This window comes from Duganella sp. S19_KUP01_CR8 (genome assembly GCF_036688705.1).
Lineage (GTDB): Bacteria > Pseudomonadota > Gammaproteobacteria > Burkholderiales > Burkholderiaceae_D > Rugamonas.
Genome location: NZ_JAQQPR010000003.1, coordinates 76841 through 89862, shown reverse-complemented (window position 1 = coordinate 89862; position 13022 = coordinate 76841). Strand labels below are relative to the sequence as shown.

Sequence of the window (13022 nt, the reverse complement as noted above, 5' to 3'; positions counted from 1 at the left end):
ATAGGGGAAAACGCATTATGCCTTATCGGGCAAAGTACAGCTCATGCAGGTGGTCGAGGCTGACCTGTGCGGCGGGTTGGGACAGGGCGACTCGGCCGCTTTGCATCAGGTAGACATGATCCGCCACGGCCACCGCGCGTTCGGTGTTCTGTTCAACCAGGATGATGGTGCGGCCACCGGCCTTGAGGCGTGCCAGTATCTCAAACAGTTCGTTGACAACCAGCGGCGCCAGACCCAGCGAAGGCTCGTCGATAATCAGCAGGCGCGGATCGGACATCAGCCCGCGCGCCATTGCCAGCATTTGCGCTTCGCCGCCGGAAAGCGATCCGGCCAGTTGCGTGCGGCGTTCGCGCAGGCGGGGGAACATTTCGTAGGCTTCTTCCAGCCGCCGCTTCACATGCGCGCGGTGCGATTTGTGGAAGGCTCCCATGATCAGGTTTTCTTCCACGCCCATGTCGCGGAAGACCATGCGGCCTTCGGGGATCATGGCGATGCCGTGGTCCGCCATTTCCCACGTCGGTGTGCCGTCCAGGCGCTTGCCGTCCAGGCGGATCTCGCCGGCGCTCAGCGGCGCCAGTCCCATGATCGCGCGCAGCAGCGTGGTCTTGCCGGCGCCGTTCGGGCCGATGATGGTGGTGAGTTTGCCCGCTTCCGCCTTCAGCGATACATCCCATAGCACGTTGATAGCACCATAGCCGGCACGGATCTGGTCCACTTCAAGCATGCGCCGCTCCCGTGTAGCTGCGGATGACTTCAGGATCGTTGAACACTTCGTCCGGCGTGCCGTCCGCGATCAGCTGGCCGAAGTTGAGCACCACCACGCGCTGGCACAACGAGTTGATGGTCTCGATATCATGCTCGATGATGATGATGCCGACGCCGAAGCGCGCGTGCATCTCCTTCAGCATGCCCATGAAGCGCCGCTTGCCGCTGGTCTCCAGCCCGGCCAGCACTTCGTCCAGCAACAGCAGCTTGGGCGTGGTGGCCAGCGCCTTCGCCACTTCCAGCGCTTTGAGCTCGGTCAGCGCCAGTTCGGTGGCGGCGTCGCGGTGCGCCTTGTCGGACAGGCTGGTGAACTCCAAAATCTCGGCGATCTTGTCCTCGTCGACCTTGCCGGTGCCGAAGCGCTGCGCCACGATCAGGTTTTCGCGCACCGTCAGTTCGTGCATGGGCTGCGGTATCTGGAAGGTGCGGCCTATGCCCAGTCGCGCGCGCCGGTAGATGGGCGTGCGCATCACGTCGTGGCGGTCGAAGCGGATGGTGCCGCCGGTCGGCCGCACCAGGCCGGAGATGGCGTTGAACAGCGTGGTCTTGCCGGCGCCGTTGGGGCCGACCAGGCCGACCACGTCGTGGGTGCCGACTGTCAGGTTGACCGCGTTGACCGCCGTCAGGCCGCCGAAGCGGACCGAGAGATTGCTCAACTCAAGCATGGTTTTTCCTTCGCAGCAGGGCAAGCAGGCCGGTGGGGCTGAAGATGATCATCGCCACCAGCAGTCCACCCAACACCAGCTGATGCCCGGTGGGGATCAGCGACTTGAACACCAGTTGGTCCAGCAGGTACACCACCAGCGCGCCGACCACCGGCCCGGCGATGGTGCGGTAGCCGCCGAATATGGCGGCGACGATGGGCACCGTCACCCACACGCTGTTGAAGGCGTAGTCCGGTTCGAGGAAGTTGATATAGTGGGCGTTGAACGCGCCCGCCACGCCGGCCATGAAGGCGGACACCATCAACATCAGCCCCTTGAGCAGTGTGCTGTTGACGCCGACCACGCGGGTGGCGTCTTCGCTGTCGTGCATGGCGCGCAGGGCGATGCCGTAGTAGCTGGCGCGGATGGCGCGGTAGGCCAGCGCGAACAGCAGCACGATGGTCAGTATCACCAGGTAGGCGCCGGTTTTGCCGCTCATGTCGTAGCCGAAGATGGTCGGCAGCACCGGGATGTTGGCGATGCCGCCGGAGCCGCCGGTCAGCGAGCTCCATTCGGTGGCGAGGATGCGGAAGATGTGGGCGTATGCCAGGATGGCCAGCGCGAAGTAGGGGCCGCGCAGGCGTAGCACCGGCAGCATCGCGACGGACGCCAGCAGTGCGCCGACGCCGCCCAGCGCGATCCCCGCCAGCACCGGTACGCCTAGCTTGACGGTGACGATGGCCGATACATAGGCGCCCACGCCGAAGAAGGCGCTGTGGCCGAAGCTGACCATGCCGCCCATATTTCCCAGCAGTGCCCAGGACAGGGCGACGCAGCCGATAATCATGGCGGCGACGATCAGGCTCATGACGTAGTGGTCCGAGCCCAGAACACCGGGAACGAGCAGGTAAGCCATCGCGATCAAGACGCCGTAGGCGATCCTTGCGGACTTCGATTGAGCGCTAACCCGCAACCCGGATGCCGGGGTCTGACCCCGCACGGGGTCAGACCCCTTCGGGCCGCCGTGCGGGTTGAGAGGGCGCGTCATCCGCGCCTCCGGGCGGCGCCCATCAGGCCATTCGGCATCACCAGCAGCACTAGCAGGAACAGCGTCATGCCGGCCAGCTCCTGCAAGGCGGAACTGGCCAGCGTGACGGTCAGCGCCTCGGCCACGCCCAGCAGCACTGCGCCCAGCAGCACGCCGGGGATCGAACCTATCCCCGCCAGCACGGTGATGATGAAGGCCTTGACCGTCAACGCGCCGCCATACGCTGGCTGGATCACGCCATAGCTGTACAAGGCCACGCCCGCAAACCCGGCCAGCATGCCGGCCACGATGAACGAGACCAGCTCCGTGCGTCCGGGCGCGATGCCCATCAACTTGGCGGCGTCGCGGTTGCTGGATACGGCCCGCAATGCGCGCCCATACCAGCTGCGCGACAGCCACCACCACAAGCCGCCCATCAGCACCAGGCTGACTACGAAGAAGATCAACTCGCTGCGCATGCTGTACAACGGCCCGACCACGAAGGCCTCCTGCAACCAGCTTGAACTGGTCGAGCGCACGTCGGCCTTCCAGATCAGCAGGATCAGATTGGTCAGTATCACGCCGATGCCGAAGGTGAGTATCAGCGAATTGATCTCGCGGTCCTTCTTGATGCGGCTGACGATCCAGTACACGCCGGCCGACGTCGCGCCGACCACCACGACCGCCACCGGTATCGCCCACGCCGGATTGAGGCCCAGCCCCGATTCCACCGAGTAGGCGATGTAGGCCGCCAGCAGCACCAGCTCGCCGTGGGCCAGGTTAATCACCCGCATGGTGCCGAACACCAGCGCCAGTCCCAGCGCGATCAGCGCGTAGGAGCCGCCTTGCAGCAGGCCGGAATACAGCGCCTGGACTATCAGTTCCATCACGGCGGCTTACCAGGGCAGGCCTGGATACACCATCTTGCCGGTCGCCGTCTCCTTGGGCCAGACGATGACGATGTTCTTGCCCTGGTGCTGGCCCATGCGGTGCACGAAGTTGGGATTGTCGCCGTTGGTGCCGAACTGCACGCGGCCAATCAGCGTTTCGCGGTCGGTCTTGTGCAGCTCTTCGGCGATGCCGCCTTTCTTCACCGTGCCTTTGTCGGCGGCGCGGGCGATGGCTTCGAACAGCAGCGTCGCCTGCACGTAGCCGAACTGGCCCAGGTAGTCCGGCTCCTTCTTGTACAGCGCCTTGTAGCCATCGGCGAAGGCCTTGCCGTCCGCCGTGTCGAAGACGGCGGGGAAGGGCAGCAGCGCGGTGCCGTACACATTGGGCATCAGGTCGGGGAATTCGGCGGCCATCTTCGGCGTGGCCAGCGACCATACGCCTATCATCGCCTTGACCGGCGGCTTGAGCACGCGCGCGGCGCGCAGGATGCCGACGTAATCGTTCTCGTAGCCGACCATCAGTATCGCTTCCGATTTGTCCTGGAGCTTGATCTTGTTGATGATGGGTTTGAAATCGGTGATGGCCGGATCGAAGGAATGCGTGGTGACCTTGACGCCTTTGGCCGTCAGCGCCTTCTGCACGGAGCTGGTCAGGTCGGACGTGGCCTCCTTGGTCGAGAACACGATGGACACGGACTTCGCGCCCATGTCGGCCAGCAGTCCCTGCACGGCTTTTTCGTAACCGGCGGTGTTATTGATGCGGAAGAAGTTCTTGCGGCCGCTGTTGACCAGGCTATCGTCCACGCCGCCGGAGGTCATGTAGACCAGCCCCAGTTTGTTGGCCGCGTCCGACGCGGGCGAGATGTTGTTGGAGCCGTAGCCGCCGGTGATCGCCACCGCGCCCTGGCTGGCCAGCTTTTCCACCGCCGCCACCGCCTTGGCCGGGGACGATTCGTCGTCGATGGAGATGATCTTGATTTTGTGTTTGCCGTTGGTCTTGTTGAAGACTTCGGCGGCCACCAGCACGCCTTCCTGCATGCCCGAGCCCACGCGGGCCAATGCGCCGGTCAGCGGCAGCTCCGCGCCGACGGTGAATTCCTCGGCATACGCGCCGCCTGCCAATGCCATCGCGATCAGTGCCGCGATTGTGGTGTTTTTCATGCTGGTCTCCCTTGTGGTTATTTTTGTGCCAGTTGCCGCAGCTGTCCTTTCAATATCTTTCCGGTTGCCGCTGCGGGCAGGGCTTGCATTGCGATGATCTCGGATGGGCATTTGTACGGCGACAGCAGGCCCGCCAGGTAGTGCTGCAATTCTTCGGGCGTGACGCGATGGCGCGGATCGATTTCGACGAAAGCCACCACTTCCTCATTGCCGTCGGCGGCGTTGCGGCCGACCACCGCCGATTGCGTCACCGCTGGATGGGCATTGAGTACCGTCTCCACTTCCAGCGGATAGACGTTGAAGCCGGAACGGATGATCAGCTCCTTGGTGCGGCCGACGATGAACAGCGCGCCGTCCGCATCCTGCCGTGCGACGTCGCCGGTATTGAGCCAGCCGTCGTCGCGCATGGCCACCGCCGTCAGTTCCGGTTCGCGGTAGTAGCCAGCCATGATGTTGGGGCCGCGCACCCACAGTTCGCCATCCGCGCCGGGCGCCACGTCGTCACCGCCGGCGTCCACCAGGCGCACTTCGACGCCGGGGATGACCTGGCCGACCGAGGCGTCGTCGCGCGGCCGGTCAAGGCGCGTCTGGCTGACGGTGGGCGAGGTTTCGGTCATGCCGTAGCCGTTGTGCAGCGGCAGGCCAAACAGCTGCTGCACCTGCGCCTTCAGGCTGGGCGCCAGCGGCGAGCCACCGGCGTAGATGAAGCGCAGCTGCGATTTAATTTGCTCGCCGTCGCCGAGTGTCTCCAGCAGGCGCGCATACATGGCGGGCACTCCTTGCAGGATGGTCAGGCCGTCGTCGCGGATCGCCTTCAGCACGGCGTCCGGCGTGAAGCGCGGGCACAGGTAAAGGCAGGCGCCCGCGTACAGGGTCCCCAGCATGACCGAGGCCAGGCCGTAGACGTGGGTAATGGGCAGCACGCCGTAGGCACGGTCGGTCGGCGTGAGGCCGCGCAGGGTGCTGGAGACGGCGGCTATGAACAGCAGGTTGCGGTGCGTGAGCATCACGCCCTTGGGCTGGCCGGTGGTGCCGGTGGTGTAGATCAGCGCCGCCACCTGCTGTGCCGGGGAGGCGTGCACCGGTTCCGGCGTGCAGTCGGGATTGAGCGCGCCTATCATCCAGGCGCCGAACGGCGAGGGCGCGGGCACTGCGCCATGCCGCTGGCCGTGCGCGGCGGTCTCCGGTGAAATGGGGGGCGGGGTCGAGGCATCGCCCGGCGCCGACAGGTAGATCACGCGCCGCGCGCCGCAGTGGCCGAGGATCTGGTCGACCTCGCGCGCGGACAGCCGGCCATTGACGTTGACGATCCACGCGTCCACCTCGGCGGCGGCGAAGATCAGCGCCACCTGCGCCGCGCAGTTTTCGCCGACTACCATCAGGCGGTCGCCGGGCCGTATTTGCAGCGCGCGCAGCAGGGCGGCGGTTTCATCGACGGCCGCCGCCAGTTCGGCGTAAGTCCAGTGGCGCGCGCCGTCGCGCAGCGCCCACGCCTGCGGCGCGCGTTCGGCCCAGCGGCGCGGGATGCCGCTCAGGCGCTCGGGCAGCGTCGCCAGCAGGTGGGCGGTGGCTATGACCTCCATCAGGCCCCGGCCGCCTTGATCATGTTGCGGGCGATGACCAGCTGCTGGATCTGCGACGTGCCTTCGTAGATGCGGAACAGGCGCACGTCGCGGTAGAAGCGTTCCGCCGCGTACTCCGACATGTAGCCGGCGCCGCCGTGGATCTGCACCGCGCGGTCGGCCACGCGGCCGCACATTTCGGATGCGAACAGCTTGCAGCAGGAGGCTTCGGTCGTGACGTCCTCGCGGTTGTCGCGGCGGCGGGCGGCGTCCAGCACCATGCTGCGGGCGGCGTAGATCTCGGCCTTGCTGTCGGCCAGCATGGCCTGGATCAGCTGGAACTCGGCGATGGGCTGGCCGAACTGCTGGCGCTCCATCGCATAGCGCAGCGCGTCGTCCAGCATGCGCTCGGCCACGCCGACGCAGATCGCCGAGATGTGCAGGCGGCCTTTGTCCAGCACCTTCATCGCGGTCTTGAAGCCCTGGCCTTCCTTGCCGCCGATGATGCTGGTGGCGGGCACGCGGCAGTTCTCGAAGATCACGTCGCAGGTGTGGGCGCCTTGCTGTCCCATCTTCTTGTCGTTCTTGCCGAGCGAGATGCCGGGCGTGTTGCGTTCGACGATGAAGGCCGATACGCCGCTTGGTCCCTTGCGGGTGCTGTCGGTGCGCGCCATCACGGTGAACACGCCGGCCTCCGGCGCGTTGGTGATGTAGCGCTTGGTGCCGTTGATGATGTAGTGGTCGCCGTCACGCACGGCGGAGGTGGCGAGCGAGCCGGCGTCGGAACCATATCCCGGCTCGGTCAGCGCGAAGGAGCCGACCACTTCGCCGGAGGCCATGCGCGGCAGCCAGATGTTCTTTTGCTCTTCGGTGCCGTCGATCAGGATGCCCTGCGAGCCGATGCCGTTGTTGGTGCCGAACAGTGAGCGGAAGGCGGGCGAGGTGCGGGTGATTTCAAACGCGGCCAGCACTTCCTCTTCCATCGTCAGACCCAGGCCGCCGTATTGTTCGGGGATGGACAGGCCGAACAGGCCCAGTTCGCGCATCTGCGCCACCAGCGCGGGAGGGATTTCGTCGGTGTCGGCCACTTGCTGCTCGTGCGGCACCAGTTGTTCGCGCACGAAGCGGCGGATGCTGTCCAGCAGGATGTTCAGCGTTTCCTGGTCTCTTATCATGGGTCTCCCTCTTCGGCAGACTTCAATGTGCCGATTCGGCCAGACCCTGTCAAGCTTTGGTATTGATTAGCGTGCCGATATTCTGGTCGGCGGCCTGGATCACCTTGGCCGACAGATCGAATTGTGCCTTGTAGACCAGCGAGTTGGTGGTTTCGGTGGCGAGGTTGGTGGCGCTGGGCGCGTCCGCCGCTTGCAGCTGCTGCGCCTGGAAGGAGATCGACACGCCGCTGCCGGCCGGCGCGCTTTCCTTGAATACGGTCTGCGCCGGCTGGAAGCCCTGGGTGCCGATGTTGGCGATCGCGTGCGCGCTGTTGCCCAGCGCCCGTTCGGAGGCGTTGAGACCGGTGATTCCTGAGCTGAGAGCGGCGATGGCCATGATATTTCCCTTCGGCAAGTGCTGAAAGTGTACACCTGTGTGCGGTGGAATGCACGTGTTTGATTAAAAATTCAGCAGGCTTGACGCCGCCGGGCAACTGGGTGACTATTGTCATGGAGATACTTTGGTGGAACCGGAGCCATGCCTACGCTGCGCCGATTGCTGTGTGCCTGCCTGATCCTGCTTGCCGCTGCGGCGGCGGCCGAACCCATTCTGATCCACTATCCGCGCGCCGAGAGCATCGACGACGAGCGCGGCGAATACGGCCTGGCGCTGTTGCAGCTGGCGCTGGCCAAGACCGGCGGCCAGTACCGGGTCGAGCTATCGCCGACCCGCATGCAGCAGAACCGGGCGCTGGTGGAGTTGCAGTCCGGCTCGGGGCGCATTGATATCATCGGCACCATGACCTCGGCCGAGCGCGAGGCCGCGCTGCTGCCGGTGCGGATCCCGATGACGCGCGGCCTGATCGGCTGGCGCATCGGCCTGGTGCGCGCCGACCACAAGGACCTGCTGCGCGACGTACGCACGGTGGAGGACTTGAAGCGCTTCAGCACGGCCCAGGGGCATGATTGGCCGGACCTGGAGATTCTGCGGCATAGCGGGCTGAAAGTGCATCCGGTGGCCGTGTACAGCGGCCTGTTCGGCATGCTGAATGCCGGCCGCATCGATTGGGCGCCGCGCTCGGCCAACGAGATCTGGGCCGAAGCGGCGCGCCATCCCGAACTGGCGATCGATAGCCATATCGTGCTGCGCTATCCGACCGCCGACTATTTCTTCGTCAACCGCAACAACCCGGCGCTGGCCGAGGCAGTCCGGATGGGCCTGGAAGCGGCGCTGGCCGATGGCAGCTTCGAGCAACTGTTCTACCTGCATTACGGCCGCCTGCTGCGCAACGCCAGGCTCGATCAGCGCCTGGTCATCCAGCTTCCCAACCCTTTGCTGAGCCCGCAAACGCCACTGGCCCGCAAAGAGTTGTGGTTCTCGTTAGACGATTTGAAACGCTATCCATAAGACAAGCCACTAGCTTTATGCTACGCTCCCGCCCGTAGTTGTATTGGGGAAACATGTACTCAAGTTACATGAAATAAAAGGGGCTTTCATATGGCAATTTTTGATTTTCTGGAGAAGGAACGGACGGTAGCTGGGTCCGGCTTCAATCGTTGGCTGGTGCCTCCTGCGGCGCTGGCGATTCACCTGTGCATCGGCATGGCCTACGGATTTTCCGTGTTCTGGCTGCCGCTGTCGCGCGCGCTTGGCATCAAGGAGGCGTTGGCCTGTCCGGCCGACATGGACTTGATGGCCAAGATCCTGTCGTCCACCTGCGACTGGCAGATCTCGATGTTGGGCTGGATGTACACCATGTTCTTTGTCTTCCTCGGCCTGGCCGCTTGGCTGTTCGGCGGCTGGCTGGAACACGCCGGTCCGCGCAAGGCCGGCGTGGTGTCGGCGCTGTGCTGGTGCGGCGGACTGGTGATCTCGGCGTTGGGCGTGTACCAGCACCAGATCTGGTTGATGTGGCTGGGCTCCGGCGTGATCGGCGGCATCGGCCTGGGCCTGGGCTACATCTCGCCGGTGTCGACGCTGATCAAATGGTTCCCGGACCGCCGCGGCATGGCGACCGGCATGGCCATCATGGGCTTCGGCGGCGGCGCGATGATTGGTGCGCCATTGGCCGACAAGCTGATGAAGTTCTTCGCCACGCCCGACTCGGTCGGCGTGTGGCAGACCTTCCTGGTGATGGCGGCGATCTACTTCGTCTTCATGATGGCCGGCGCGTTGTCGTACCGCGTGCCGCCGAACGGCTGGAAACCGGCCGGCTGGACGCCGCCCGCCAAGGCCAGCGCCAACACCATGATCACCAGCCGCCACGTCCACGCCAGCAAGGTGTGGGGCATACCGCAATTCTGGCTGGTATGGCTGGTGCTGTGCCTGAACGTGACGGCCGGCATTGGCATCCTCGGCATGGCGTCGCCGCTGTTGCAGGAGATCTTCGCCGGCCAGCTGCTGGGCGTGAACGTCGCGTTCAACGACCTGACGCTGGCGCAGAAAGGCCAGATCGCCGCGATCGCCGCCGGCTTCACCGGCTTGCTTTCACTGTTTAACATCGGTGGCCGTTTTGTCTGGGCTTCGTGTTCGGACTTCCTGGGACGCAAAGCCACTTACGGTATCTTCTTCGTGCTGGGCATCGCGCTGTATGGCCTGATTCCATCGATGGCGCATGGCGCGCAGCTGGCGCTGTTCGTCGGCTTCTTCTGCATCATCCTGTCGATGTACGGCGGCGGTTTCGCCACTGTGCCAGCCTACCTGGCGGACTTGTTCGGCACCCAGATGGTGGGCGCTATCCACGGCCGCCTGCTGACCGCATGGTCGATGGCGGGCGTGTTCGGTCCTCTGCTGGTGACCTACATCCGCGAGTACCAGATCGCGCACGGCGTGCCGAAGGCGCAGGCCTACGATATCACCATGTACGTGCTGGCGGGCCTGCTGGTGATTGGCCTGTTGTGCAACCTGATGGTGCGCCCGGTGGCCGACAAGCACTTCATGAGCGAGGCCGAACTGGCCGCCGAGAAGAAGCTGGCGCACGAGCGCGACGCCGCCGCATCGAGCGGCGCGGTGGTCGCGTCGAACGGCGTGACCAGCCCGGCGGCGGTGGCTTTCGGCTGGCTGGCGGTCGGTATTCCGCTGGCGATCGGGGTGTGGCTGACGGTACAAAAAGCTGCCGTGTTATTTAAATAACACAGTAGAATAAGGCTTCCGCAAGCGGGGCCGGTCCGGCATGGTGCTGGACCGGCCCCGCTTTCATTTCCAGGAGCGCTTGGCACATGCTTGAATTACGTAACGTCGTCAAATCTTATGCGAAGAACGTGCGGGCGGTCGACGATGTCAGTTTGAATCTTCCGGCCGGCGTGGTCGGCCTGATCGGCCATAACGGCGCGGGCAAGACCTCGCTGATGCAGATGATCGCCACGCTGACCAAGCCCACCAGCGGCCAGATCCTGTTCGACGGCGCCGACATCGTGAAGAAGCCCGATGCGATCCGCGGGCGGCTGGGCTTTCTGCCGCAGGACTTTGGCGTGTATCCCAACCTGACGGCGCTGGAATTCCTGCAGTACTTCGCGGCGCTGAAGGGCGTGCGCGATCCGGCCCGCCTGCGGCTGCTGCTGGAGATGGTCAACCTGCACGAGCATGCGCACCGCCAGGCGGCCGGGTTCTCGGGCGGCATGCGGCGCCGGCTCGGCATCGCGCAGGCGCTGCTCAACGATCCCGATGTGCTGATCGTCGACGAACCGACCGCCGGCCTCGATCCCGAAGAGCGGCTGCGCTTCCGTCATCTGCTGTCGGAGATCGGCTTCCGCAAGCTGGTGATCGTGTCGACCCACATCGTGTCCGACATCGAGAACATGGCCGGCCACCTGGCCATCATGAACAAGGGGAAGCTGGTTGCCTTCGATACCCCGGACAGTTTTGTGCGCGGCGCGCGCAGCCAGGTATGGTCGGTCACGGTGGAGGCGCAGCACTACGAAACCTTGCGCGCCGAGGTACAGGTGCTGCAGGCGCAGCGCAATGAACATGGCATCAACCTGCGCATCGCCCATCCAACGTCGCCATGCGCGGGCGCGGTCCCGGCCGAGCCGACGCTGGAAGAAGCGCTGATGACGCAGCGTTACGCAGTGCAGGAAGCGGCGGCATGAACGCGCTGGCATTGAAGTTATTGGTACTGACCGAAGTGCGGTTGCGCATGCGCCGCACCGGTACTCTGGTGGCCGTGCTGGCGTTGATCGCAGCGACCTGGCTGATGGTGGGCGATCCAGCCAAGGGGCAGGCGATGATCGTCGCCGACAATGTGCGCGTGGCTTACACCAGCAGCTGCCTGGCCTTGGGCAGCGCGGGATTGGGCGGCCTGTTTTTCGGGCTGGCGGGTTTCTACCTGGTGCGCGGGCGCATGAGCGAGGACATGCGCAGCGGCGCCGGCGCGGTGCTGGCGGCTACGCCGGTGAGCAACGCCGTGTTCCTGCTCGGCCGCTGGCTGGGCGGCGTGGCCTACCTTTGCGGGTTGCTGCTCATCTTCATGTTGACCATGCTGGTGCTGCATTTGTTGCGCGGCCAGGGACCGATACAGCTGCTGGTCTATCTGCAGACCTTCGCGATGCTGTTGTTGCCACTGCTGTTCTTCACCGCCGCGATGGCGCTGCTGTGCGATGCATGGGCGCCGCTGATGGGCAGGCGCGGCGACGTGCTGTACTTCATCTTCTACCTGGCGCAACTGGCGGGGCCCATCGTGTTGACGGCGGACAGCAATGACGCATGGTCGCCACTGCTGCTGCTCGATTTCTCCGGCATGGGCGCGACGGTGCTGACGGTGAAGGCGATGCTGCATACGTCGAATTTCGCCATCGGTGGCGGCGATTTCAATCCGGCGCTGCCGCCGGTGATACTGCCCACCTGGTTGTGGTCGGCGGAACTGGGGGCCACGCGCGTCGGTTGCGCGCTGGTGGCCTTGCTGCCGCTGCTGCCGGCCTGGCGGCTGTTCCATCGTTTCGCGCCGGATCGGGTCAAAGTGCGGGCATCCGGCGGTGGCCGCTGGTCGCCGCTGGCGTTGGCGAACCGCCTGCTACGGCCATTGATGCGGCTGGTGCGCCCGCTGTTCGGCCTGGCCGCACGCGTTCCCGGCACGGCCGGCCAGGCGCTGGCGGTGCTGGCATTGACGCTGGTGTCCAATCCGGCCGCGGTGGCGGCGGCGCTGGTGCTGTTGATCGTCGGCAGCGTGCTGCCGGTGGCGGCGCTGGGTAGCGTGGTCATTGCAGCCATCGCCATCTGGGGTGTCCTGGTCAGCGACATCGGCGTGCGCGACCACCAGCACGACGTGGACGCGATGAGCGGCACGGCGCCGGGCGGCGCCGTGCGGCGCTATGGCGCGCAGTTGCTGGCGTCCTGCCTGCTGGCGCTGTTGTTCACCGCGCCGGTGCTGTGGCGATGGACGATGGCTGCGCCGTTGCGCGCTGCCGCGCTGTCGACCGGCGTGCTGGCGCTGGCCGGCGTCGCCAGCTTGCTCGGAGGCCTCAGTCGCAGCGCGCGCACCTTCCTCGCGTTGTTTCTGTTCGGCCTGTACATCGCAACGCAGGCGACCAAGGTGCCCGTGCTGGATGTGGTCGGTTTCAACGGGGTCGCCACGACCCAAACGGTCGGGGTGCAGCTGTTGCTGGGACTGGCGCTGGCCGCCGGCGGACTCTGGCATGAACGCTGGCGGAGCGCGCGGAACTGAAGAAGGGATGGCCTAGGATTAATCCGGTTTGCAGAGTTCCTGCGATAGCGGCAACGCACGTTTGATCTAGATCAGACGTCGCGGGACTGTCTAACGTAGCCTTGGCATTCGCGCTGCTATGCGGCGTCGAAACCGGTTCGACAATCCCCAGGCCATCTT

At 65.2% G+C, this 13022-nt stretch carries 12 protein-coding genes; 4 read left to right on the top strand and 8 right to left on the bottom strand.

Features of this window, described 5'->3' with window-relative positions:
* Positions 1 to 22 precede the first annotated feature (22 nt).
* From V6M89_RS04105 to V6M89_RS04070, 8 genes are all read right to left on the bottom strand, one after another.
* Positions 23 to 724: an ABC transporter ATP-binding protein gene (locus V6M89_RS04105; protein WP_332851979.1), complete on the bottom strand. Its 702-nt coding sequence runs from the start codon at positions 722 to 724 to the stop codon at positions 23 to 25.
* Positions 717 to 1430, bottom strand: coding sequence for an ABC transporter ATP-binding protein (locus V6M89_RS04100; protein ID WP_332851978.1), 714 nt, complete (start codon positions 1428 to 1430; stop codon positions 717 to 719). The genes V6M89_RS04105 and V6M89_RS04100 overlap by 8 nt, the downstream gene beginning before the upstream one ends.
* A complete protein-coding gene (locus V6M89_RS04095) occupies positions 1423 to 2325 on the bottom strand; it encodes a branched-chain amino acid ABC transporter permease (protein WP_332852184.1) in 903 nt (300 codons plus the stop codon). Before V6M89_RS04095 ends, V6M89_RS04100 begins: the two co-directional genes overlap by 8 nt.
* Before the next feature lie 128 nt (positions 2326 to 2453).
* Positions 2454 to 3326, bottom strand: coding sequence for a branched-chain amino acid ABC transporter permease (locus tag V6M89_RS04090; RefSeq protein WP_332851977.1), 873 nt, complete (start codon positions 3324 to 3326; stop codon positions 2454 to 2456).
* A gap of 6 nt (positions 3327 to 3332) precedes the next feature.
* Complete coding sequence (locus V6M89_RS04085) at positions 3333 to 4487, bottom strand: ABC transporter substrate-binding protein (protein WP_332851976.1); 1155 nt, start codon at positions 4485 to 4487, stop codon at positions 3333 to 3335.
* 17 nt (positions 4488 to 4504) lie between these two features.
* A complete protein-coding gene (locus tag V6M89_RS04080) occupies positions 4505 to 6070 on the bottom strand; it encodes a class I adenylate-forming enzyme family protein (RefSeq protein ID WP_332851975.1) in 1566 nt (521 codons plus the stop codon).
* A complete protein-coding gene (locus tag V6M89_RS04075; protein WP_332851974.1) occupies positions 6070 to 7224 on the bottom strand; it encodes an acyl-CoA dehydrogenase family protein in 1155 nt (384 codons plus the stop codon). Before V6M89_RS04075 ends, V6M89_RS04080 begins: the two co-directional genes overlap by 1 nt.
* A 49-nt stretch (positions 7225 to 7273) precedes the next feature.
* Complete coding sequence (locus tag V6M89_RS04070) at positions 7274 to 7600, bottom strand: flagellar basal body rod C-terminal domain-containing protein (RefSeq protein ID WP_332851973.1); 327 nt, start codon at positions 7598 to 7600, stop codon at positions 7274 to 7276.
* Positions 7601 to 7741: 141 nt separating this feature from the next.
* Here V6M89_RS04070 and V6M89_RS04065 point away from each other — a divergent pair, with 141 nt between their 5' ends.
* From V6M89_RS04065 to V6M89_RS04050, 4 genes are all read left to right on the top strand, one after another.
* Positions 7742 to 8611: a substrate-binding periplasmic protein gene (locus V6M89_RS04065; RefSeq protein WP_332851972.1), complete on the top strand. Its 870-nt coding sequence runs from the start codon at positions 7742 to 7744 to the stop codon at positions 8609 to 8611.
* 90 nt (positions 8612 to 8701) lie between these two features.
* Positions 8702 to 10336, top strand: coding sequence for an OFA family MFS transporter (locus tag V6M89_RS04060; RefSeq protein WP_332851971.1), 1635 nt, complete (start codon positions 8702 to 8704; stop codon positions 10334 to 10336).
* Between the two features lie 86 nt (positions 10337 to 10422).
* Complete coding sequence (locus V6M89_RS04055; protein ID WP_332851970.1) at positions 10423 to 11292, top strand: ABC transporter ATP-binding protein; 870 nt, start codon at positions 10423 to 10425, stop codon at positions 11290 to 11292.
* Positions 11289 to 12863 (top strand): ABC transporter permease, encoded by a 1575-nt coding sequence (locus V6M89_RS04050; protein WP_332851969.1) that lies wholly within the window; start codon positions 11289 to 11291, stop codon positions 12861 to 12863. The genes V6M89_RS04055 and V6M89_RS04050 overlap by 4 nt, the downstream gene beginning before the upstream one ends.
* The last annotated feature ends 159 nt before the right edge of the window (positions 12864 to 13022 follow it).